This is a genomic window from Candidatus Jidaibacter acanthamoeba (assembly GCF_000815465.1).
GTDB lineage: Bacteria > Pseudomonadota > Alphaproteobacteria > Rickettsiales > Midichloriaceae > Jidaibacter > Jidaibacter acanthamoebae.
In genome coordinates this window covers 119,757-142,925 of the sequence record NZ_JSWE01000092.1, presented here as the reverse complement: position 1 = coordinate 142,925, position 23,169 = coordinate 119,757, and the positions used below count along the sequence as shown (strand labels likewise).

At 33.3% G+C, this 23,169-nt stretch carries 20 protein-coding genes; 6 read left to right on the top strand and 14 right to left on the bottom strand.

Translation table 11 applies throughout. The features are described from left to right. The first annotated feature begins 163 nt into the window (after positions 1 to 163). Complete coding sequence (recO, locus tag NF27_RS03655) at positions 164 to 904, top strand: DNA repair protein RecO (RefSeq protein ID WP_039455839.1); 741 nt, start codon at positions 164 to 166, stop codon at positions 902 to 904. Here the strand turns inward: recO and NF27_RS03650 are convergent. Beyond that, positions 901 to 1,857, bottom strand: a complete 957-nt coding sequence (locus NF27_RS03650) for a DMT family transporter (protein ID WP_161791792.1) — start codon at positions 1,855 to 1,857, stop codon at positions 901 to 903. The two genes, recO and NF27_RS03650, sit on opposite strands and share 4 nt — an antisense overlap. 531 nt (positions 1,858 to 2,388) lie before the next feature. Here NF27_RS03650 and NF27_RS03640 point away from each other — a divergent pair. Beyond that, a complete protein-coding gene (locus NF27_RS03640; protein WP_039455833.1) occupies positions 2,389 to 2,865 on the top strand; it encodes a hypothetical protein in 477 nt (158 codons plus the stop codon). 64 nt (positions 2,866 to 2,929) lie between these two features. Here the strand turns inward: NF27_RS03640 and NF27_RS03635 are convergent, their stop codons facing one another. The 3 genes from NF27_RS03635 to topA form a co-directional block, all read right to left on the bottom strand. Continuing rightward, a complete protein-coding gene (locus NF27_RS03635; protein WP_038538792.1) occupies positions 2,930 to 3,205 on the bottom strand; it encodes an HU family DNA-binding protein in 276 nt (91 codons plus the stop codon). A 168-nt stretch (positions 3,206 to 3,373) separates the two neighbouring features. Continuing rightward, positions 3,374 to 3,889 (bottom strand): gamma carbonic anhydrase family protein, encoded by a 516-nt coding sequence (locus NF27_RS03630; RefSeq protein WP_039455831.1) that lies wholly within the window; start codon positions 3,887 to 3,889, stop codon positions 3,374 to 3,376. 1 nt (position 3,890) lies between these two features. Beyond that, positions 3,891 to 6,224, bottom strand: a complete 2,334-nt coding sequence (topA, locus tag NF27_RS03625; protein WP_039455829.1) for a type I DNA topoisomerase — start codon at positions 6,222 to 6,224, stop codon at positions 3,891 to 3,893. A gap of 209 nt (positions 6,225 to 6,433) precedes the next feature. On the opposite strand from topA, the gene NF27_RS03620 reads away from it, so the two are divergent. Both NF27_RS03620 and NF27_RS03615 read left to right on the top strand, forming a co-directional pair. After that, positions 6,434 to 7,372, top strand: coding sequence for a site-specific tyrosine recombinase XerD (locus NF27_RS03620; RefSeq protein WP_039455827.1), 939 nt, complete (start codon positions 6,434 to 6,436; stop codon positions 7,370 to 7,372). Positions 7,373 to 7,470: 98 nt separating this feature from the next. Continuing rightward, positions 7,471 to 7,743 (top strand): hypothetical protein, encoded by a 273-nt coding sequence (locus tag NF27_RS03615; RefSeq protein WP_039455825.1) that lies wholly within the window; start codon positions 7,471 to 7,473, stop codon positions 7,741 to 7,743. 74 nt (positions 7,744 to 7,817) lie between these two features. Here the strand turns inward: NF27_RS03615 and NF27_RS03610 are convergent, their stop codons facing one another. From NF27_RS03610 to NF27_RS03575, 8 genes are all read right to left on the bottom strand, one after another. After that, entirely contained in the window at positions 7,818 to 8,417 is a 600-nt protein-coding gene (locus NF27_RS03610) for an L-threonylcarbamoyladenylate synthase (RefSeq protein WP_053332552.1), read from the bottom strand. Positions 8,418 to 8,505: 88 nt separating this feature from the next. Continuing rightward, positions 8,506 to 8,715, bottom strand: a complete 210-nt coding sequence (locus NF27_RS03605) for a zinc-finger domain-containing protein (protein ID WP_039455823.1) — start codon at positions 8,713 to 8,715, stop codon at positions 8,506 to 8,508. 78 nt (positions 8,716 to 8,793) lie between these two features. Further along, on the bottom strand, positions 8,794 to 9,519 hold the full coding sequence (locus NF27_RS03600; protein WP_039455822.1) for a biotin--[acetyl-CoA-carboxylase] ligase: 726 nt from the start codon (positions 9,517 to 9,519) through the stop codon (positions 8,794 to 8,796). Beyond that, positions 9,516 to 11,000: an NADH-quinone oxidoreductase subunit NuoN gene (nuoN, locus tag NF27_RS03595; protein ID WP_039455819.1), complete on the bottom strand. Its 1,485-nt coding sequence runs from the start codon at positions 10,998 to 11,000 to the stop codon at positions 9,516 to 9,518. Before nuoN ends, NF27_RS03600 begins: the two co-directional genes overlap by 4 nt. 11 nt (positions 11,001 to 11,011) lie before the next feature. Beyond that, on the bottom strand, positions 11,012 to 12,523 hold the full coding sequence (locus NF27_RS03590; protein ID WP_039455817.1) for an NADH-quinone oxidoreductase subunit M: 1,512 nt from the start codon (positions 12,521 to 12,523) through the stop codon (positions 11,012 to 11,014). A gap of 6 nt (positions 12,524 to 12,529) precedes the next feature. Then, positions 12,530 to 14,470 (bottom strand): NADH-quinone oxidoreductase subunit L, encoded by a 1,941-nt coding sequence (nuoL, locus tag NF27_RS03585; RefSeq protein WP_039455815.1) that lies wholly within the window; start codon positions 14,468 to 14,470, stop codon positions 12,530 to 12,532. Between the two features lie 5 nt (positions 14,471 to 14,475). Then, complete coding sequence (nuoK, locus tag NF27_RS03580; protein WP_039455813.1) at positions 14,476 to 14,802, bottom strand: NADH-quinone oxidoreductase subunit NuoK; 327 nt, start codon at positions 14,800 to 14,802, stop codon at positions 14,476 to 14,478. Beyond that, positions 14,802 to 15,419, bottom strand: a complete 618-nt coding sequence (locus tag NF27_RS03575; RefSeq protein ID WP_039455811.1) for an NADH-quinone oxidoreductase subunit J — start codon at positions 15,417 to 15,419, stop codon at positions 14,802 to 14,804. Before NF27_RS03575 ends, nuoK begins: the two co-directional genes overlap by 1 nt. Positions 15,420 to 16,432: 1,013 nt before the next feature. Here NF27_RS03575 and NF27_RS03570 point away from each other — a divergent pair. Next, complete coding sequence (locus NF27_RS03570) at positions 16,433 to 17,377, top strand: hypothetical protein (RefSeq protein WP_039455809.1); 945 nt, start codon at positions 16,433 to 16,435, stop codon at positions 17,375 to 17,377. A gap of 53 nt (positions 17,378 to 17,430) precedes the next feature. Here NF27_RS03570 and NF27_RS03565 read toward each other — a convergent pair whose 3' ends face one another. Then, positions 17,431 to 18,603: a penicillin-binding protein activator gene (locus NF27_RS03565; protein ID WP_161791791.1), complete on the bottom strand. Its 1,173-nt coding sequence runs from the start codon at positions 18,601 to 18,603 to the stop codon at positions 17,431 to 17,433. Between the two features lie 19 nt (positions 18,604 to 18,622). On the opposite strand from NF27_RS03565, the gene rsmI reads away from it, so the two are divergent. Beyond that, positions 18,623 to 19,498 (top strand): 16S rRNA (cytidine(1402)-2'-O)-methyltransferase, encoded by an 876-nt coding sequence (rsmI, locus tag NF27_RS03560; protein WP_053332551.1) that lies wholly within the window; start codon positions 18,623 to 18,625, stop codon positions 19,496 to 19,498. A 37-nt stretch (positions 19,499 to 19,535) separates the two neighbouring features. Here the strand turns inward: rsmI and NF27_RS03555 are convergent, their stop codons facing one another. After that, positions 19,536 to 23,087 carry a hypothetical protein gene (locus NF27_RS03555; protein ID WP_039455805.1) on the bottom strand — a complete coding sequence of 1,184 codons (3,552 nt, stop codon included), beginning with the start codon at positions 23,085 to 23,087 and terminating at the stop codon, positions 19,536 to 19,538. Positions 23,088 to 23,169: the final 82 nt, after the last annotated feature.

The window sequence follows — 23,169 nt, the reverse complement described above, 5'->3', positions numbered from 1 at the left end:
AGGTTTACATGAGGATATGTTGCCAAGGCTACTAGATCCCAGACGTTAAGCCTTGGTACTCTCAACAGAATGGTGGTGAGTGATTTATTTGATAGAGTATATTGGAGAGTAACAGCAGATCCTTAAGAAGAAAGAGTAGAATTTATTAAAGGACAAACTACAGATGTTAATTGAAGAAAAAGGGATTATTATTTCAGTAAGAAAATTCCAGGAAAGTAGTTTTATAATAAAGTGTTTACTTGAGCATTCCGGTTTAATTGCAGGGCTACATAAAACAAGAAAAGCTAAACATATTCAAGAACCGATTGTAGGTAACTTAATTCAAGCTAAGTGGCAGGCACGCCTTGAAGAACATTTGGGTTTTTTAAATTTTGAAAATGTTAAAAATACTGCTTCACTTATTTCAGGTAAAAAGTTACCAGTTTTAATTTTAGATTCAGCAGTAAACCTAATTAATATTTTAGTAGCTGAAAAAGAGCCTCACGATACTTTGTTTTCCTCACTTGAGGATTTACTTAATATTATAGAAGATTATCAAGATGATAATCTTGAAATATTAGCTGATTATATCAAATTCGAAGTTTTCGAGCTACTGGGTAATTCAGGGTTTGGCCTGGATTTAAGTAAATGCGTAGTAACTAACAGTACGGAAAACTTAACTTATATTTCTCCAAGATCCGCTTCAGCCGTAAGCTTAGAAATCGGTAAACCTTATGAAAATAAACTTTTTAAACTTCCAAAATTTTTGCTTCCCGGGAAAACCAAGGATTATGCGATAAATGATCTAAAAGAAGCTTATAAAATTTCACTTTATTTTCTTGAAAAACATTTATTAAAGCCTTTTGCCAAACCTCTGCCACTAGCCAGAAGATTGCTGCAAGAATATATTTTGCAATTAAGCTAGCTTCTAGCCCTTTTCATATTCTTCACTTCCCTTCTAATCAACATAAATCCTGAAAGCATAATTAACAGATAACCTAAGTACTGCATATTATTAGGTACTTCACCAAACACCATATAGCCTGCAATTCCGCTAAAGATCAATTTACTGTATCGAAATGGTGCGACTACCGAGATATCTCTCTTTAAAGCATTAAAATAAGCTAAACTATGTACGAAGTAAAATAGAGCCATAATAACAATATACTTTAAATGAACCCATTTGAGGTTAAACGCGGAAAAGTCAATAAGCCCGTTAGGGATAATTGGTAACTTAACACCATATAGATAAACATCATCAAATTTTAAGATAGCACCGGGCAATGACCACATGAGCGCAAACAGAAGTAAATAAAACAACTGAGTACGATTTTTTTCGGTTCTTCCTAAAAGTTTTACAGTTACACTATTCATTGACCAAAAAATTATGGCTAAAATAGTATAAACATAATAACTGCTAATATTTAATTTATATTCTGAAGAAGTAAATAGCTGAGGGTTTACAATAATTATTGCCCCGATAAACCCTAACATTATTGAAATTATTTTTGTTTTAGACCATCCCTCATTAAAAAAAGCCATTCCAATAATCGCAAGAATAATATACTGCAAATTTTCAAGCGCAGCAGCATCGGCAATTTTTATATTTTCTAAACCTTTATAAAAACAAATTCCCCCAAGCACACTAAAAAAGCTGCGTAGAAAGTGAATTTTTATTTCAGAAGTTTTTAGTAGCTGGAGCCCTTTAAATAAGACCCAAGGCAAAGTAACAATAAAAAGTATTAATTTATAAGCAAAAACTATTTGAGCAGGGGTTATTGATTGGGTAAGTATTTTTGCACAAATATCCAACGAAGCAAGTGCTATATTGTTGATTATCATGAAGCACATTCCTAATACTGCATAGTACTTATACATACTCTCAACCATATAAAAATTTTGAAAATTATACTGTTTAATTTTTATATAGCAAGGGTAATATTGAAAAATTTTGTTGATGTATTAAAAATTAATATATTTCCAAATGATTACAAATTAATTTAACTAACTTAACCTTACAATTATTAGTAAATAATAAGTAGGTTATATAATAATTAGTAACAGACCAGCGTTAAACAAGGTAATTAATATAATATACTTTTATAGAGGTTTTAGCTCTTTTTAATTCATTTATTTAAACCTTAAAACTTTTAGTTTGACATTAAATAAACTATAATATTAAACATAATTTATAAATAAATACTATATAGTTAAATTATAATTTTTTTATGAAAAATAGTCTTAACTTTATAAAAGACCGAAGCTCCGCTTTTAAGCTCAGTAATGCGATTTGCGATGCTATAAATAAAACTTATAATAAATATTGGAATACTGAAACCTCAAGCAAACCTTCTTTAGAAAGCCTGGAATTTTCTTGGAGAAAAAATATGCGATGCTATAAACCAATTTTTGAATGAACAAAATATACTGGTCGATTTTCAGTATGAATTATTAAAATCTTTAGCTGAAAGGAATATTGCTCAAGATAATATAAAGTGCGACTCTCCGAACACTTATTTATCTCAATTTAAAAAAGAGCAATCTCAAAATTATGCTTATATTCAACACTTTGTAGACAGTATATCTGAAATCTCTCATAAGATAAAACATGTGCCAAAACCCGACAATGTGCAAGAACCAGACAATGATTTTATAAATGATATTAATACTCATCTTTTAAAAAGAACTAAGGAACTTTTGATAGCTTTCAGCTCCCATGATTCTAACATGATTAGTATTCTATGTTGGAAGCAAAGCTCCTCCATTTTTAATATCGAAGAACAAAATGTGACTGCTTCTCTTCAATCTTTATCGGAGAGCTTTAAAAAAGCAGTGAACGCACTATCTATTTTATATGAAAAGTCTTCAGCGTTGAGTAGATATTAATTAAAAAATAAGCCCGCAGCAATTAAACTGAGAGCTCATCAATAAGCAATAGAATTAAAAAATCTTATGAATTTACAGCTTTTTTAAGATCCTTACCGGCAACAAATTTAGGGCGCTTAGAAGCAGGAACTTTAATTTTTTGCCCATTTTGCGGATTTCTTACTTCCTTAGCAGGAACATCAGATATTTTAAAAGTTCCGAATCCAACTAATCTCAGATCCTCACCTTTTTTAAGCGTCTGCTTTATAACTTCCAACACAGCATCAATAGCTCTTGATGCATCAGCTTTTGTAGATTTTAATTCATCTGCAATCGCAGCAATGAATTCCGACTTATTCACAGTTTTACCCTCGTTTTATGGTTAATTAAAGTCACATGTATGACCTTATTGTAGTAAGAATTTTATGGCAAGCGATTTTTTAATTAATCCTAAAATATTTTTTCCTCTGTAAGCGGGATAATACCTCCCTTAAGAGAGATTTATGAATATATATTAACCCTGTTTTTATCAAGCATTTAAATACTCAAATGCTAAATTTTTATAATTTTGTTCAGAAGTTTTAATAAAATTAATTTCATCCTGCGTAAGCAAGCGGTGGAGCTTTGCCGGCACCCCTGTCCAAAGCTCTCCGGTATTGACCACCTTCTTTGGAGGAACTAAGCTTCCCGCTCCAACCATAGCATTAGTTTTTACCGTTACATAATCAATAACTTTTGCTCCCATACCGATAAAACTATAATCTTCAAGCCGGCATGCATGCAATAATGCGCTATGACCGACAGTCACTCCTCTCCCGATAATCGTAGGCCCTTCATGGCGGTTAACATGCACAATTGTTCCGTCTTGTATGTTACTTCCCTCTCCCACCCTAATATAGCTTACATCGCCCCTTAAAACGCAATTAAACCATATACTAGCTTCTACTCCTATTTCCACGTCTCCGATAATAACTGCATTTTCCGCAATGAAAGCGGTAGGAGCAATTTTAGGATATTTATCCTTATAAGGAAGTATTATAGCCATATCATTTCTTCTTAAAGGTTTTTTTAGGTTTATTAGCGCTTGCTGATATTATATCCAAAGCTTGGGGCAGATCGATTTCCATTAAATTTTTCTCTTTTACGGAAGTAAAATTCTTTCCCCTCTGAACATAAGGACCGAACTTACCAATGCCTAATTTTATTTCCTCTCCCGTTTCTGGATGTTTACCTAGAATTTTCGGCAAACTGAAAAGAAATTCTGCTATTTTTAAATCTACATTTTCGGGTGAGAACATTTTCGGTAATGAAACTCTTTTTTTAAGGCTATCTTCACCAATTTGAAGATAATGTCCGTAAGGACCTTTTTTAAGAAAAATTTCTTTACCGCTCTTCTCGTCAACCCCTATAACTTGTGGTGCCTCAGCCTTAATCTTTTCATCTTTACCTTCATCTCCTTCCTGCTGATTACCGGAGGCGCCCAAGTTCTGTATATAATCACATTGCGGATAATTACTGCATCCAATAAATGAACCGAAGGAACCTAGTCTTAGGTGCAAAGTCCCGTTGCTGCATTTCGGGCATTTTACTTCGCCGGGAGAATCAGGAAATAAGAAACCTCTTAAATGGTTTTCTAAGTTCGCTAACACATCTTGATTTTTATATTTTAATACTTCTTCGGTCTTAGGCTTAAATTCACTCCAAAACTCTTTAAGTACCGCTTTCCAAAGTTTCTCTCCGTTTGCCACGTCATCAAGTGCATTTTCCAGATTTGCTGTAAAACCATACTCTACATATTTAGCAAAATTTAATACTAAAAATGCACTTACAATCCTCCCTCTAACTTCAGGCACGAACCTTTTCTTTTCAAGCACTACATAATTTCTCTCCTGTAAGATCGAAAGAATGCTCGGGTAAGTTGAAGGTCTGCCGATACCCAGCTCTTCCAGCTTTTTAACTAAGCTTGCTTCAGTATATCTGGGTGGCGGTTGGGTAAAATGCTGCTCTCCGTTAAGATTTTCTAAATTTAAATCCTCACCTTGTTTTAAATTCGGTAATAAATTTGTTTTCTCCTCATCTTCGTCATCTTTATCTTCCCGATAAACTTTAAGGAACCCGTCAAAAGTGATTATTGAGCCAGATGCGCGAAATGTACCGATCTTATCATCATCTTTAATAATAACACTTGTAATATCCAACTCCGCACTACGCATTTGGCATGCTATCGTTCTTTTCCAAATCAGTTCGTAAAGTTTATAAAAATCCGTTTCCAAATATTGCCTTATCTCACTAGGCTTTAATGCAATATTTGTCGGTCTGATCGCTTCATGAGCTTCTTGTGCATTTTTACTTTTCGTTTTATAAAAACGTGCCGCACTCGGGATATAATTTTTACCGAAACTTTTTTCAATTTCTCCCCTAATATCTGTAACTGCTTCATCAGATAAATTTACCGAATCAGTTCTCATATAGGTAATAAGCCCTTTAGCCTCACCGGCAATCTCTATTCCTTCATATAATTTTTGCGCAACCATAGAAGTTTTTTTTGCCGAAAATCCGAACTTTCTTGCAGCTTCCTGAATTAATGTTGATGTAGTAAACGGCGGGCTCGGGTTTCTGGTTGATTTTTTCTTCTCAATTTCGCTGATGCTATAATGCTTTTTATTTAATACATCAATTATATTATATGCTGTTTCCTTATCTCCGATAGTTAGCTTTTCTAACTTCTCACCTTTATATTCTACAAGGGTTGCTAGAAAAGTTTCGTTTTTTTTAGCAGCAAACTCAGCTTCAATCGACCAATACTCTTGAGTTTTAAAACGTTCGACCTCTTCTTCCCTTTCAACTATTAACCTAAGCGCTACTGATTGAACTCTTCCGGCTGAACGACTACCGGGTAATTTTCTCCATAGTACGGGAGAAAGAGTGAACCCTACCAAATAATCCAACGCTAGCCTTGCTTGTTGAGCATCAACCAAGCTCATATCAATATCGCGAGGATTAGAAACCGCATCTAAAACAGCTTTCTTGGTAATCTCATGAAATACTACCCTTTTAACCTTGCTTGTAGGCTTCAAAGCTTTTTTCTTTTTAAGAATCTCAAGTATATGCCAAGAAATCGCTTCACCTTCTCGATCAGGGTCAGTAGCTAAGTAGATGGTATCTACGTCTTTTACCTTTTTCACTATTGCCTCGACATGCTTTGCTGATTTGCTCATCACTTCATAGTGCATGGCGAATTCTTTATCCGGGTCAACTGAGCCGGATTCTGAAGGAAGCGAGCGTACATGACCGTAAGAAGAGAGTACACTGAAATCTTTGCCTAAATATTTACCTAAAGTCTTGGCTTTAGCCGGCGATTCTACTATTAATAAATCCATATGTTTTTATTGAACTTACATGTTGAAAATTGCATAATACAAAAAATGACATAACATGTTTTATTCAATACTCCTATGCTAAAAATTTTTCTAAGAACAATATTAAAAGCCCTACTTTTTGTATTGTTAATCATTTTGGTTTTCATTTCTACTAAAAATATTGACCCAAATCCACAAATAAAAGAAATAGAAATTAATAATCAACCGAAATGAGTAATAACCTACAACCTTTCACTTATATAGAAAATTTTCTTGAGATGCTTTCGGCAGAAAGAAATGCTTCTAAAAACACCCTTCTTTCTTATAAAACGGATTTAATTTATTTTATAAAATTTTTAGAAACGACCGGCTGTTCACTCCTTAACTCTGATCCTAAAATACTAAATAGATATATTATTTCTTTAAGCGAAAAATATTTGGCAAGTAAAACCGTCAGGCGTAAAATTTCAGCACTAAGACAGTTTTTTCAATTTCTGGTAGAAGAAAAGCTTATTACGCAAAATATTACTCTTGATCTGGAAATGCCAAAAAAAGATCAAAGTTTGCCTAAAGCTTTGAGCCAAGAGGATATGACGATACTAATCAATACTTCTTGTCTCAATACTTCAGCAGAAGGCTTAAGGTTAAATGCCATGCTTGAAATTTTATATTCTACAGGACTTAGAATTACTGAACTGGTTAGCTTAAAAATGCAATCTTTGCAAAAAAGCTCAGCTGGAATTGAGCAGTTCATGATTATTAAAGGTAAAGGTGGTAAAGAAAGACTGGTTATTTTAAACGATCAAGCTATAGAAGCATTAAATAAATATCTCAAAATAAGGCTTAGTATTTTTAAAAAAAGTGTTAGTACTGATTGGCTTTTCCCTTCTCTAGAAAAGAGCGGCAAAGTAAGCCATATTACCCGGCAAAGATTCGGGCAACTTTTAAAAGAACTTGCCGTTAATTCAGGAGTTGATCCGAAAAAACTTTCCCCGCATAAAATCAGACATTCATTTGCCAGTCATTTATTGGAAAACGGAGCTAACTTAAGAGTGGTACAGGAACTACTCGGGCACTCCGATATTTCTTCAACCCAAATTTATACGAAAGTACTAAGTGTAGCTGCTAAAAAACTAGTCTTTGAAAACCATCCTTTAAGTAAAGAATAAATAATAATAATTTATTACCTTAAAAACTAAGTTTTTGATATTTACATAATTAACTAAATACCATATTCTTAGATAGTAATCATTATTAAGGGGAACCTATGAACAAATTTACAACCGTTTTAAGTGGTTTGGTAGTATCTTTTATTGCAAGCAGTGCATTAGCAGATTCTTCCAGCGCAAGCACAGCACCGGATGAAAGCAGCAAGCCAATGGCTTCTACGGAACAAAGCGAAAGCAGTCCTGCACCGAGCAGCAGTGAAGCATCAGGTGAAAGCAGCACTAAAAGCTCTATGAGTTCTAAAGAAGAAAAAAAATCTCATGAGGAAGGACTTGATGAGCATGAAGCACATGAACATCTTGAGACAAAATAAATTTAATTTAAGTTAAATTTTATTATGAGATGCTTTTTACAATTTATGTTCTAAGCATCTTTTTTTTATAATGTTCATTCTTCAATTTGATTTATTTTGATCTGTCCTTCCCTAATAACTTCATAATCTTTGTCATTAATTTTAATAATTGTTGAAGGTAAAGGCTTACTTTTCCCTTCTATTATCACAACTCTTTCACCAAAAACTTTTAGTGCTTCAGCAGAATCTTTAACCGGAGCCTGCCCGGAAATATTTGCACTGGTTGCAACAATAGGCTTACCAAGCTCCTTAATTACTGTTTGCAGGTGCATAGAATTCGGTATCCTTACTGCTAAGCTTTCACCGCTATTATAAACATTTTCAGCAATCAGATTTTGATTTTTTTTTATCGGAAGCACTAAGGTTAAAGCTCCCGGCCAAAATCTTTGAGCTAACATTAATGCTAAGTTATTTAGCTCACAAACTTGTCGGATTTGCTCAATATCATAAAAAAACAATGGTAAAGATTTCTCTTTCCCCCTCACTTTATATTCAAATATTTTTCTAACTGACTCAACATTGCTTGCATCACAACTTAAAGCAAACAAAGTATCAGTCGGCAACACGATAATATCGCCTCTTTTAAAGCATTCGATTATATAGTGCAAATTATCATTAATTGATTTTATAATCATTATTATGGTTAAAAATTTATGAAATTAATCTATCTAAGCCGCCCAGTAGTTTTTATAAGCTAATTAAATTTTTTTATCCGTTTTAAGCTTAACCGGGAATATCTTTAGTTAATTGCTTTTTATCTTTTACTGATTTTGCTGCTGATGAAGGTTTATAAATAAACAGCTTTCCGCAATAAGGACAGCTAATTTGATTATTTTCTAATATTTCCAAATAAACTTTCGGGTGACCTAGAGCGCCGTTGCCACCATCGCAGCTTACCTTTCTTTCATCTACAACAACTTTACCTTCCGTCATATGTTACCCGCTCAAGATCATTAATATGTATTAAATAATATTAGTACTTTAAATAAATTTAAAACAAAATCCAATCACTCATATTTTAAAGAATACATCTCCGGCCGGGATAGATTTTATCCCGCCCCCTGTAACTAAAAGTAAATTACCTTCATCTTCGATACCAATAAAAATTCCTTCAATAGATTTATCAGCAAGGTTTACATTTAAAGTTGAGTTTATGCCTTTTGCTTGGCTTAACCATTTATTTTTAACCGGAGAAAACCCGGCATCCAACCACATGTTATAAATATCAATAAAATTTTTTAAAATATCCTCAACCAACGCATCGTAGTCATAGGCTACTTTATATGCTTCTAAGCTGGTTGCATTATACTTTGCTAAATGTGCCGAATATTTTAAATTTACTCCGATTCCAACTAAAACAAAATCATGCTTAACTTTCTCCAGAAGTATTCCACATACTTTCTGGCCGTTAATTAACACATCATTTACCCATTTAAATTCTACATTTAATGAAGGAGATAAACTTTTAATGCTTTTAGCAACAGCAAGAGCTGCTATATAGCATATTTGCCCCAAACGATCAGCTTCAATCTCAGGCTTTAAAATCATGGTTAAGGCTATATCCGATTTACTCCCTTCCCATAATTTATCCAGCTTGCCGTGAGCTTTAGTTTGCTCCTCAGCTAATAAAACATATCCTTGGCGCGCTTCACCTGAATCTATTAACCTTTTAGCTTCTTCTTGAGTGCTGTCTAAAACTTGATATTTTTTTATTAACCAATTCTCTAACTTACTCATGGATGCCAATCTAATAATACTTTTACTACTTCCTCAGCAATAATAACTATAGGAGTCGGGAAAATAAAATACAGCAGGTTAAACACTACCGTTAAAGCCGCGATAACTTTTAAAGTAATCGGGAAGAAACCTTGTACCGAATTTTTCGTTTCATCAAAATACATAATTTTAACAATTCTTAAATAGTAAAATGCAGAGATAACACTTGCAATAACCGCAGCAACCGAATAAATATACATCCCTTCTTTAATTGCCGCCAAGAGTACATAAAATTTAGCAAAAAATCCGGCAAGCGGAGGTATACCTGCAAGGGAAAACATCAACACTGCTATTGCAAAAGCTAAATACGGATATTTTTTAGCAATGCCTGATAAATCTGATATATTATCTTTATATTCATCATCTTTTCTTAGCATTAGAATGCAAGCAAATATTCCTAAAGTCATTGCTAAGTAAATTATAATATAAACGATGAATCCTCTTAAACCTTCAACTTGGTTAGCGGCAATACCGATTAATGCAAAACCTACATGCGCAATCGAACTATAAGCCAGCATCCTCTTTATACTTTTTTGCATTATAGCACCGAAGCTTCCGATAAACATAGAGGCTATAGAGATAAATATAATGATTTGATCAAATTTATATAACCCTAATAATAAATTATACGGATCAGATAAGAGACGCGCAAATAATGCAAGCATTGCCACCTTCGGGAGAGCAGCAAAAAATGCAGTCACTATAGTCGGTGAGCCTTGGTAAACATCCGGCGCCCACATATGAAACGGTGCAGCGGAAACTTTAAAACATATTGAAACTACTATAAAAATAATTCCGGTTAACATTATGACAGGCAACATATTACCACTATTAATACCCATGGCGGCAGCATTATAATGATAGTGCGTTATTGCTTCAAATCCTCCCGTACCGGTAAATCCGTATAGTAAAGATGCCCCGAATAAATAAAGTCCGGATGAAAGTGCGCCTAAAACAAAGTATTTTAGACCGGCTTCAGCGGAAAACTCATTATTACGGTTAAATGCGGCCATAATATAAAGCGGTAAACTCATAAGTTCCAAGCTTAAGTAAAGACTTAAAAAGTTCTTAGAACTAACTAAAAACATCATTCCGGAGGTTGAAAGCATCATAAGCACCGGCATTTCAAAACTAATATATTGATCAGTTCTCTCTAAGGAAGCTTGCATGAAGAATATAACTATCGCAGCGATCAAAAGTAAAATTTTTATAAGGGAGGTATATTCATTAACTAATAACATGCCGTTAAAAAGCATAGTATCTTTAACTGTATTTGCACATACATGATAAATAGAAGCTATCATCAAAACAATTGCGCCGTAACAAACATACTTTAAAGTGTTTTTCTTTGTAAAAGCACCGAAGAGAAGAAAAAGCAATGCACCGAAGATTAAGTTTAATTCCGGCACTATAACAGAAAGGTCATACCAAATTGAATACATATTTCTCAAAGTTAATAGTTTGTATCATTTATATCATTTATAGCACTTTGGTCTACAATATCTTTCAGCACCTCAACGGAGCTTGCGATATTTTTAGTTATAACCTTAGGATAAATCCCTAAAATAATAACTAGGAACAAGAGCGGGAGAAAAGCAGCAACTTCCCTTTTATCCAAATCAGAAATTAAGGCAAGTTTTTCATTTCTCACTTCTGTGAACATCACTCTTGCATAAAGCCATAGCATGTATGCTGCACCTAAAACCATTCCGGTGGCGACTAATGCACCATAAATTTTATTTGCTTCAAATACCCCAAGTAATACTAAAAATTCCCCCACAAACCCAGAGGTACCGGGAAGCGCAACGGAAGCAAGCATAAAAACCATAAACACAAGTGCAAATTTAGGCATTAAGCTGGCTAATCCACTATAAAATGCGATTTCTTTGGTGTGCATTCTATCATAAACTACTCCTACACAAAGGAACAGAGCACCTGAGACCAAACCATGACTAACCATCTGAAATACTGCTCCTTCAATTCCCTGTTGTGTGAAAGCGAAAATTCCGGCAGTTACAAAGCCCATATGGGCAACCGAAGAGTAAGCAATTAACTTTTTCATATCTTCCTGCATCAATGCAACAAGTGAAGTATATATTACAGCAATAATACTTAGGATTATTACCAGATCGGCAAAATAGTGAGATGCTTCAGGAAGCATAGGTAAAGAAAATCTTAAAAACCCGTACCCGCCTAATTTTAATAATACACCCGCCAATATTACCGATCCTGAAGTCGGAGCTTGTACGTGCGCATCGGGAAGCCAGGTGTGAACCGGCCACATCGGAACTTTTACCGCAAAAGAAACAAACATCCCAAGCCATAACCATTTCTGCACTTCTAAAGTATAGGTAGGAAGTATATCGTATAACTCAAATATATCGGTTGTATCTGTATGATAATATATAAATATAAAAGAGATTAGTAAAAACACCGAACCGAAAAAGGTATAAAGGAAAAATTTGAATGCGGCGTATACCCGTTTCTCTCCGCCCCAAACCCCAATAATTAAAAACATAGGAATTAAAACAGCTTCAAAAAATACAAAGAACAGAAGAATATCAGCTGCACAAAATGTGCCGATTACTAATGCTTCCAGCACTAAAAAATTAATCATATATTCTTTTACGCGCTTCTTAATACTATTCCAACCGGCAAGAATACAAATAGGAAGTAAAAATGTCGTAAGCAGAACAAAAAATATTGATATCCCGTCGATACCAAGCGAATAATGAACATTATAACCATCTATCCAAGCTTTTTTCTCTACAAATTGTAAAGAAGCGTTACTAGGGTCATATAACCCCCATACGTAAAGCGAGACTATGAACTCTATAAGTGTAGTGATAAGAGCAATAGACTTTATAAGTAATAAGGATTTTTTTTCGTTATTAGTCATAAAGACTAAAGAAGCTCCGATAAGCGGAAGCAAAATTAAAATTGTTAAAATCGGAAAACTATTCATAAACCATCAAATCCTAATAAGTGACCATGTTAATAATAATACAAGCCCTAGAAGCATTACAAGTGCATAGTGGTAAATATAACCGGTCTGCAAAAAGCTTACCACTCTTGCAAATCTATATGAAGCCAGCGCTGCTCCGTTCGGTATACTATCAACTATTCTTGCATCCGCTATCTTCCATAGTTTTAATCCGAGTAACTTAGAAGATTTTACAAACAGCACATTATACAGCTCATCAAAATACCATTTGTTAAATAAGAATTTGTGTACTACGCTAAATGTTCTTTGAATTCGGTTAGGTAGATTAGGTGCAAACATATAAAGAATATATGCCGTAAAAATACCGAATATACCTGCAAAAAGAGGCAACCATTTCACCCATGCTTCAACATGATGAGCTTTCTCTAAAGTATTATGGTGTTCAAGCCAAACAATTGAGCTCCTCCAGAACTCCCCGTTCGAGTTTACTATATCGAGTGTATTATATCCGATATATCCTGCAAATACAGCACCTACCGCCAGAATAAGTAACGGAACCGTCATAGAAAGCGGAGATTCATGCACATGAGAAATAACTTCTTTACTCGCTCTGGTTTTACCTTGAAACACTAAAATTAATAAGCGCCAAGAGTAAAAAGCTGTAAGCACAGCCGCACTAATTCCAAGCCAATAGGCAGTTTTCCCATAGATAGATCCTGCTGCATAAGCTGATTCTAATATAATATCTTTAGAATAAAACCCTGCAAACGGATATATTCCGCCCAAAGCAAGAGAACCGATCCACATCATAACAAAGGTAAAAGGTATTAATTTCCAAATACCGCCCATTTTATTAATATTTTGCTCATCACTCATTGCATGGATGACACTTCCCGCGCTCAAGAAAAGTAATGCTTTAAAGAAACCGTGGGTTAGTAAATGAAATACGCCGGCGGCATAAGCGGAAACTCCGCTTGCAAAAAACATATAGCCGAGTTGGCTACAGGTTGAGTATGCAATAATTTTTTTAATATCCGTTTGCACTAATGCCACGGTCGCAGCAAAAATACAAGTAAATGCTCCGACTATAGTTATTACATTTAGCGCAACTTCGGAATGCTCAAAAAGAGGCGAACACCTTGCAGTTAAAAATACACCGGCCGTTACCATGGTTGCAGCGTGAATAAGCGCAGAAACCGGAGTAGGCCCTTCCATAGCATCGGGCAACCATGTATGTAAGCCGAGCTGTGCGGATTTACCCATGCATCCGATAAACAATAACAAACATATTACAGTAATAGTACTTACTTCACAGCCCATAAAGGGAACCGTCTGATTTAACTTTCCCGGAATCTGTGGAAATATTTGCGAAAATTCCACACTTCCGAAGGTCAGATAAATTAAAAATATTCCAAGCGCAAAACCGAAGTCCCCTACTCTATTTACCAGGAAAGCTTTCATTGCTGCTGAGCTCGCACTCTCACGTTTATACCAAAACCCGATTAAAAGATAAGAACTTAAACCTACTCCTTCCCATCCGAAAAAAAGCTGCACCAGATTGTCAGCACAAACTAACATAATCATACAAAAAGTGAATAAAGAAAGGTATGCCATAAATCTTGGCTTATGTGCATCATGACTCATATATCCGATCGAGTAGATATGTACTAGAGCGGAAACTGAAGTAATCAATAAGAGCATCATTGAAGTCAGCACATCTATATAAATAGACCAGTCAACTATAAAACTGCCGCTTCTAATCCATTCCAGAAGCTTAATATGAACTATCGCACCATCTAAAGCCACTGATTTAAAAAGCACCCCTGCACATAAAGCTGAAATAATTACTCCGCTACAGGTAATTGCTTGCGCTAAATAATCGCTTATTATACGCGTATTAAACCCGACAGCAGCAGCTGCAACGAGAGGAGAAAAAACTAATAGTATTGCATATAATTCTAAGCTCATAACTCCTACCCTTTCATCGCTTTAACTGATTCAACGTCAACGTCACCTTTATTCCTAAAGTAAACGACCAGTATTGCAAGCCCGATCGCTGCTTCCGCCGCTGCCACGGTCAGTATAAATATAGTAAAAATCTGCCCATAATAATCATTAAGCACTACCGAGAAGGTCACGAAGTTAATATTAACCGCCAGCAACATAAGCTCAATTGACATTAAAATAGTGATAATACTTTTGCGGTTGATGAATATCCCGCACACTCCAATAACAAATAAAATTGTTGATAAGGTTAAATAATGATTTAAACCGATATTTCCGAATAACATTGTCTTCATTAAATATCTACTCCTTCTCCGACTTTTACGTTTACAAGTTTAACCGTATCTTCTTTTTTCCTGGTTATTTGCGTATGTATATTTTGCCGTCTTACTCTCTTTTCATGTCTTATGGTAAGCACGATTGCACCGATCATAGCTACAAGTAAAATTAAACCTGAGACCTGAAAAGCAAAGAAATACTCTGTATATATTCTAAGCCCTAAAGCTTGAGTATTAGGAATATTAGGGTCTAAAAGGGGGATAGGGATAGGGATAGGGATAGAGTTAAATTTAATATTATCTGAGGCTTTAATAGCATAAAAAAGCTCGGCAAAAATAATTACTCCGAGCACGACAACAAGCGGCATAGTTTTAAGAAACCCTTGCTTAAGAACTGCAAAATCAACATCAAGCATCATGATAACGAATAAGAAAAGCACCATGACTGCTCCTACATAAACTATAACTAAGGTCATTGCTATATACTCTGCACCGATTAATATAAACAATCCGGATGCATTAAAAAATGCAAAGATTAAAAATAGTACTGCATGCACCGGGTTTTTAACACTAACCACCATCAGCGCAGAAAGCACAATCAATATGGCAAAAGAATAAAATACTAGCTCTTGCATTATCCGTTTATAAAAATATTTGATATGATATAGATAATGCCCAAAAGATTTATATGCAAGAAATTTTATATAGTACTCGAGTTTTTAGCCGGAAATAAGATAGGCAAATGGGTTGCCTGTATAAACATCACCTTGGATAAATGCATTTTATTGCTTTATTTATAATTAAATAAACAACTCCTCTTATTAACATAAAATATCTTGCTTAATGTATTTATTCCTTTTAAGTTTTTAGAAAATATTTAAAAAATATAACAAATTTTGGCACAGGTAGTGTGGTTAGCGGTTTCATATATTCTGGAACGAATGCTAATGCAAATGGATGCAATCATCTCAATTATTCAAATTAGTTATTTTGCATACTCTTAAATGTTCGGCTGATATTTATCATGATTCTTTAAAGAATTAACTTGGTCGGATTCTGTTAAAATATTTACGGCTTCAGCAGTAAGTACAATTGCTTCCGCTATTGAAGTAGCTTATCAAAGCCATTATATTTTCTCCAGTATTCTTCCTGAAAACCTGTATTCTCCATCAATCTTTACTCTTCCTATAGGTTTATTTTACTTATATGGAAACCCTGAATTAATTTCCAAGCCTCTTTATGTGTTTTCATTAATAGTAAGCAGTACTCAACCGCTGTTTTACACTCGATGAAGAAAAACAATTATTAACAAAAGAGACAATTTCCAGTGGTTATAAGCAAATAGATTACCCTAACTTTAAAATACTTTATTAAGGGTTAATAAAAAAGAAGAAAGATGAATAATAAGAAGATTTTTCAAACCTGCATATATGCCCCTTAATAGGAATTATTCTTGCTCTAGTGGTTCATATACATACTTATGAATAGATAAATCCGGATATAGATTTAATGACCTAAGAGCAAATTTGCTTGCTGAACTTTAGCTATTATAAAATTAATTATATAATAAAATTGCGGCTCCCATAATAAAATTTTAACATATTTAGTGTATAGTCCATCTATAAACACATAATCTCCTATTTGTATAATGCCAAGTAACAGCTTAAAGAATAATAATCCTAAAACCCCTCCCGATATTTTACCATATAACAATGCATTCGAGTTTTATCTAGCTGGAACCGAAATTAATAAAATTTATAATATACTTGCACTTGAAGTAGCAAAATACATATTACTAATCCCTTATGGGATAGCACGATTTACGAACCATAATACTATTGCTTTGATAATGGGGGCTGGCCATATTGCATTAGATTGTGTGGGGAATTACTACCGCTTAAAATATTCAATGGAGACTTTAAATAGCTACCTGAAATATTTCAGTACATATGAAGAAAATATAGAGCCTAAAATAACTACGCTCGTTTCATTATTTTATAAACCATATGATATAGCTGAAAATCTTATATATTCGTTATCTTCATTTACATATAATAAAATAGCTGAATCAGTTGCAGATCACATATACAAGTTTATGTCTGCGGAAGATATGAAACCGTGTTTTAATCTTGATAAAAATAATGAACAAGCATTTTTCACTCAAAGCAAGGAGCATGAGGATTTTATTAACTTAAATTTAGAATCCCTTCCAAACACCCTAAAACTTTGTGTTGACGATAAAGGAGAAAATGCATGGTCTTATGCATTTCTTGAAGATATAGGCCCTCAAGGTTATTTGGTTAATACTGATACGAAAACAGGATTGTACTTTCATGAATGCCCCCCAGAAACTCAAGAATTTTATCAATTTATAAAAAGTTATTCATATTCTAAACAATCTGAATGCCGGGCTAAATACGGAGTTAAATATGCTATTACCCTTGAAGCATACAAACAGTGCTTTGGTGATACCTCTCGCTCTTATTCTACTTCCTCCGCATATAAAGCTGAACGTGAATGCTTAAACTCTCCTGAAAGAACGGATATATTCTCTACTTCATTTTCAATTATTAACACACATGATGAGTTATAAATTAATGAGAACCCTTTAAAATTTATTTAAAGGGTTTTTACTAGAATTGTTAATTAAAAACTTGAGCCGGCGGGATCAATTTCTTTCAATTCACCTTTTTCAATTTCAAATATAGAGAGCATTCTTTCATTGCTACCGTCTTTTTTAAATCTGAAGATACCGGAAGCACCTTGAAACCCGCCATCATCCAGCAAAGCTTCTAAAATATTATCTTTAGTTGATAATACCGCAAGTAATGCCGCTGCATCATAAGCAAGAGCCGATATCTTAAATGGTTCTACGTTATTATTATCATAGAATCGTTGTTCGAAATTTTTTAAGTGTAAATTCGGAGCAGCTGCAATCCAAGCACCGTTTAAATGTTTTGCTGAAACCAGTTTTTTATTATCCCATTGCGGGGATCCGAGGAATTTTAATTTAATTTTATTTTCTTCTGCCCAAGCATACATATCTTTTGTAATTTCATAGGTAAATTCTCCACCCTCCGGCATTAGAAGTGCAAAGCTTTTTGTATTATTTCCTTCAACTGCCGCTTGTTTTAATATAGCAGCTTTAATAATGGTTAAAGCATTTTGAGCATTTGTTAAGGCGGTATCATGAGAATGAATATATCTAGCTATATCTATAACTTGATAATTACCTCCTTCCGCATTGTTTTTAAGAATGTTTTCAATATACAAGCCATATCTGTTCTCAGGCAACAATCCGAAGAGTTTATTATATCCTTCCAGTGCCGCATAGTTTACAACTCTATTAATAACTTGATCAGGCATTATCCCGATTAAAAATAACCCCTCATTATTTAATAAACTGATATCATTTGAAAAAGAAATAAGCGGGATTTGATGTTTGTAAGCATAACTGTAAATTACTTTTGTATGATGGGAAAATATAGGACCGACGATAATATCATATTTTTTTTCATCTAATAAATTTAAAATTTCTTCTGGGTGGGCTATATCGCTTCCGATATCGATCGGGTTGATATTAACTTGGCTTACTTTTAATTCATGAAGAGCAAGTCGGGTAGCTTGCAGCATATTATTACCTATCTCGGCATGCTCCCCTGAGAGCGGTAGGAGAAGAGCGACCTCTAATCTTCGATGGTTTTCTGAAACATTTTTTTCCGGGATGGGTTGAAGTTCAACTTGTTTATTATCAACATTATTGCTAGTACAGCCGGTTAGTGTTAATAAAGATAAAACGATAAAAATTTTCTTCAACATAAATAATAATTGTAAATTAATGTACGAGCATAAGATAAATAAAAAAAATGAATTTTCAAGCATATCTAACGCTTTGTTTATAATTGCTACACCAATAGGCAATCTTGAGGATATTACTTTAAGAGCTTTAGATACTTTAAAAAAAGTTAATGTTATATTATGTGAAGATACCAGAGTTACGCAAAAGTTGCTTTCCGCTTATCAAATTAACACTAAATGCTTCCAATTTGATGACCATGCTTCGGATAATAAAATCGAGAAGTGCCTTACCCTAATTGAACAAGGCCAATCAATCGCTCTGGTTTCCGATGCAGGCACTCCCATTCTTTCCGATCCCGGCTATAAGCTCGTTAATAAAGCGATGGAGCGCGGCATAAAAGTAGAATCTCTGCCTGGAGCATGTTCATTGATTAATGCCTTAGTTTTAAGCGGGTTCAAAAGCTTAAAATTTTCTTTTTTAGGATTTTTACCGCATGAAAAGGCTGCCAAAGAAAAAACTTTGGCAGGATATAAAAAATTTGAAACTACTTTAATCTTTTTTGAAAGTCCCAGACGATTGCTTGATACCTTGGAAACTGCAAGTAGAATATTCCCTACCTCACAAGTATGCGTAGCACGGGAAATGACCAAAAGGTTTGAAGAGATTACCAGAGGTAATTTCACCTCTCTGATTAATCATTATGCATTAAAAGATGAAATAAGAGGAGAAATAGTAGTATTAATAGAAACTGAAGCCGATAAAGAAATAGATGAGCAACATATTAAAGAGTTATTAAAATCACTCTTGAGGCAAAAAACCAGCTTAAAAGATGCTGTTGCAGAAATCTCAGAATCTTTTGGCGTTGCAAAAAATAAAGTATACGACCTAGCCTTATTAGTTAGAAATGATCTATAAAATTAAGTTTAATTATTATTAATTTACATTATTGTGGCTAATTACTGAAATCATGAGTAACATGTTCAGCTAGGTTTATATATTCTTCATAAACCTGTTCCCAGATTTGCTTGTCTTTAATTTCAGGCACCGGTATCCGGTAGCTGTAAAATAATTTTGCTTCCTCATATGACAGCTCAAATATTTTATCCTTAATTAAGCTTGAATCCTTTTTATATTGAGGGAATAAATTAATGAATTGTTTTAAAGATGATTCATAATTTTTATTACAATCTATAGGTTGGTTAATTTTAGTTAAAGTACATAAATTAGATTGTTTTTTGGCTTCCACTAAATTTACAAATATTTTTACTTTAGCTATCTCAATTATATTATGAAATGAATTAATATATTGCACAATATCGTCTTGTGCCGCTTTTATATTATCAAATGAAGTATCAAAATAAAATTTATAATAATTATTTATGGTATCATAAGCATTATCTACGAAAACCGCGGAGTATTGTTTCAGATTCCACCAATCGCTATGATCTAGCAGATCTCTTAAATTAGGAGCTTTTTCTAAATTAAAATTATTATCATTTTCCTGGTTACTTTGCTTTTCCAATATCTCTAGTTTCTCATAAATTTTATGCATTTTTTCCGCATGTTTCATGAATTTGAGATTGGAAACAAACTCTTTATCTTTTTCATCCAGCATATTAAGATCAAGTTTTTCTAAATATTCTATGTCGTTTAACTTTTTATTAAGTTCTGCGGAATTGAAAATCATATCTTTAAATAGTAACTTAATATGATATTCAGTACTTTCCTCGATAAGAGTCCGGGAGTTTTTTAAGTTTTCATATTGATGTTTAATACCAAAAAGTTCTTTTACCTTATATAATAGTGATTCTTGTTCAATATATTCATTGCCGTTTCGATCAACTTTAATTCCGAAGAACTCTTTAGCTTCTTCAATCAAGTTGATATTAATACTTGAAAACTCCGTTTCATATTCATCTATAATTTGCCTACCTTGCTTGTCAATAAACTCCATTATTGCCGGGGATATTTTTTCTAGGGCATCAGAAAGAAATTGAGCAAATTTCTCATCGATAATTTTAATATATTTATTAGGAAGATTCTTCAATAATTCCGCCTGATATTCAAAAACTTCTTTCATGACTTTTTCTAAGGTTCGCTGAAGGTTTTTAGGATCTATACTTTCATCGGCAGGCAAATAATAATATAACCTATTAATCGCTTCCAGCTTAAATGCTTTTAGTTCATTGCTTATATCCTGCTTAAGGGCTTCATTGATTTGATGCAATTGCTTATCTATAATTACCCCCATCATCTCGGAAAATAATTTATTAATTTTTAATATAATACTAGCTTTTGCATTATTGGCGGAAGCTTCTATATTTTTTTCAATAATACTAATTTGCTCCTGTGTTCCTTCTTCAAATATATTTATATGGTTTTTTATTTTTGCTTTTATTTTATCAGCAAAATTAAACTTTAAAATCGGATGGATGTGCTTTGCTTCATAGGCATCAAAATCGTTAATAATTTCAGTGCTTTTCTTACCTAGCATAACAGGTTGAAATTCAAAAGTTTTTGAGAAAGCGGTTAGTTTATCATGATTAAGCTTTATAGTAATAGCATCTTCTCGGTCAGTATTAATAAAGCCCTGCTTAGTTATAAGGTTATTTAATTTTTCAAAGCATTTTTCTTTAATGGCATCTAACTCTTTCATTAAAACCGCATCTATATTTCCACTTACCTTTTTACTCCATGGCATCCCTTTGCTAAATTTTTTACCTGAAAGTAGTTCTGTGAATGCTTCCCCGGTAAGAATTCCTTTAAGTATAGTTAATCCTGTATTAATACTATCTCCGATACTATTAAACGGGTAAAACCCACTATTAAAAAATGTGTGCCACTCCCCTTGTTTGCTAAATAGTTTATCTTGAATTCGTTCCCCATATGCAAAAAAATCATGATTACTATACTTATTACTTATCTCCTCTATTTGCTTTTGAAATAAAACTTCATTAGCATTTTCTTCTAAGTTCAGCTTATTGTTTTCCAATATACCGGCTACTTTTTTGAATATCTCATCACCTTTTAATTTAGTGTTCCATGAGCTCAGCTGCTTGATAACCTCCTCTTTCGTCTTAAGTTCTTCTTCAAGAGTAGTGTTGCTTATATTTTTATTATCATTTTGTTTCGCGGAAAGCTTACTTATTTTTTCTATAATTTTTGCCTTAAGCTTAGTTTCCGAATCGATAAGTTGACTAACATAGTTCTGATTGGTAAGCTTTTCAGCTATAGTGTTATTTTTTTCAAGCTTTACTTCGAATATATAGCTTTTAACTAAAGTCAGGATATTATCTTCATTTCCGATTCCTTTTGTATCAAAATGATTATCCAGCTCTTTATAAGTATCTTTTGTAATCTCATCTATTTCGCTTTCTCTACTTATTATCTCCTGTTCTATCAACTCTTTTGCCTGCTTCACATTTTTTATTTTATTTTCAGGGTTTATAAACTCACTTTTTAATTTGCTTTCCACCTCTTCTTTAAAGTTTTTAATAACTTTTTTCATTTCCTCTGAGTGAAAGGAAGACTCATTCTTATTTTTCATTAAATTATAAGATATTTCTCTTAAAAGTTGCCCTTGTTTAGCTGGGTCAACCGCATTTAATACTCCTATTGCTTCTGCGGTCAGTGATTGCAGATCTTTCTTTCTTAAGCTCGCTGCTGTAATAAGCTTATTAAGCTCTATCTCGAAGTTTAACGGCAGTAGAATCTCTTCGGCATTTGCCTCGGTTAACTTATTAATTTCTTTTATTTGAAAAGAATTGAAACTATTTATTTTTAAAAAATCATTTAGTTTATCCTCCCATTGCATAACTTCAACAAGTTGCTTGTTGGAGTCTTTAATTAAAGAATTAATTAAATTTTCTACTACTTTTAATCCCTTGTTTTGTGCCTGATTTAATAGTTCAGCTAATCCGGTTTCTAAAACATCAAGTTTATCAAAATATAAAGTACCTTCTTTTATTATCTTACTAAAATTACTTGTTACAGATTTTAATACCTCTTCTTCTTTACTATCAATCAGATTTAAAAATTGCTTTAAGCCGTCAAGCTCCTTAACTTTATCCTCTTTTTGTTTATTCAGGTTATTTAGTTTTTCTTTCCACTCTTTGAGGCTGTTTAATTTATATTTGTTGAAAGTATTGTTTTTCAAAGAGGAAGCGGCATAGCCGCTAATTATGCTTAAAAACTTAGGATCAAGCATTAAGCTCAACACTTTAAAATCTTGCATTGCTTCATGACTATTATATTTTCCTTCCCCCAACGCTTGAAAGCTAAAATTTTCTATTTGGAATAGCTGCTTAACTTTATCGGAGCTTACCCCCATATCCTGTAGCATTTTCATAACCAGAGATTTATTCAGCGACAAAACTTCAGGTAAAACGTCCATTTTCACTTTATCAGCCGATGAAATGTGCTCTGATTCATTAATTACAAAGTTAAGTTCATTTAAAAGATTTTTTATATTTTCCTGATATTCTTTGACTATAACTTTACTCATAAAGCGCCATTTATTAAAAATATACCTATAATATATTTAATAATATCACATATTTATTAATTAAGGGTTAATAATTATATAG

What these genes read in the sequence shown, in the direction of transcription:
- rsmI (WP_053332551.1), top strand. Translation starts at nt 18,623, where the DNA reads ATGTACGAGCATAAGATAAATAAAAAAAATGAATTTTCAAGCATATCT.
- nuoN (WP_039455819.1), bottom strand. Translation starts at nt 11,000, where the DNA reads ATGTATTCAATTTGGTATGACCTTTCTGTTATAGTGCCGGAATTAAAC.
- NF27_RS03615 (WP_039455825.1), top strand. Translation starts at nt 7,471, where the DNA reads ATGAACAAATTTACAACCGTTTTAAGTGGTTTGGTAGTATCTTTTATT.
- nuoK (WP_039455813.1), bottom strand. Translation starts at nt 14,802, where the DNA reads ATGAAGACAATGTTATTCGGAAATATCGGTTTAAATCATTATTTAACC.
- NF27_RS03590 (WP_039455817.1), bottom strand. Translation starts at nt 12,523, where the DNA reads ATGAATAGTTTTCCGATTTTAACAATTTTAATTTTGCTTCCGCTTATC.
- NF27_RS03630 (WP_039455831.1), bottom strand. Translation starts at nt 3,889, where the DNA reads ATGGCTATAATACTTCCTTATAAGGATAAATATCCTAAAATTGCTCCT.
- NF27_RS03605 (WP_039455823.1), bottom strand. Translation starts at nt 8,715, where the DNA reads ATGACGGAAGGTAAAGTTGTTGTAGATGAAAGAAAGGTAAGCTGCGAT.
- NF27_RS03600 (WP_039455822.1), bottom strand. Translation starts at nt 9,519, where the DNA reads ATGAGTAAGTTAGAGAATTGGTTAATAAAAAAATATCAAGTTTTAGAC.
- NF27_RS03620 (WP_039455827.1), top strand. Translation starts at nt 6,434, where the DNA reads ATGAGTAATAACCTACAACCTTTCACTTATATAGAAAATTTTCTTGAG.
- nuoL (WP_039455815.1), bottom strand. Translation starts at nt 14,470, where the DNA reads ATGAGCTTAGAATTATATGCAATACTATTAGTTTTTTCTCCTCTCGTT.
- topA (WP_039455829.1), bottom strand. Translation starts at nt 6,224, where the DNA reads ATGGATTTATTAATAGTAGAATCGCCGGCTAAAGCCAAGACTTTAGGT.
- NF27_RS03570 (WP_039455809.1), top strand. Translation starts at nt 16,433, where the DNA reads ATGCCAAGTAACAGCTTAAAGAATAATAATCCTAAAACCCCTCCCGAT.
- NF27_RS03650 (WP_161791792.1), bottom strand. Translation starts at nt 1,857, where the DNA reads ATGTATAAGTACTATGCAGTATTAGGAATGTGCTTCATGATAATCAAC.
- NF27_RS03565 (WP_161791791.1), bottom strand. Translation starts at nt 18,603, where the DNA reads ATGTTGAAGAAAATTTTTATCGTTTTATCTTTATTAACACTAACCGGC.
- NF27_RS03575 (WP_039455811.1), bottom strand. Translation starts at nt 15,419, where the DNA reads ATGCAAGAGCTAGTATTTTATTCTTTTGCCATATTGATTGTGCTTTCT.
- recO (WP_039455839.1), top strand. Translation starts at nt 164, where the DNA reads ATGTTAATTGAAGAAAAAGGGATTATTATTTCAGTAAGAAAATTCCAG.
- NF27_RS03610 (WP_053332552.1), bottom strand. Translation starts at nt 8,417, where the DNA reads ATGATTATAAAATCAATTAATGATAATTTGCACTATATAATCGAATGC.
- NF27_RS03555 (WP_039455805.1), bottom strand. Translation starts at nt 23,087, where the DNA reads ATGAGTAAAGTTATAGTCAAAGAATATCAGGAAAATATAAAAAATCTT.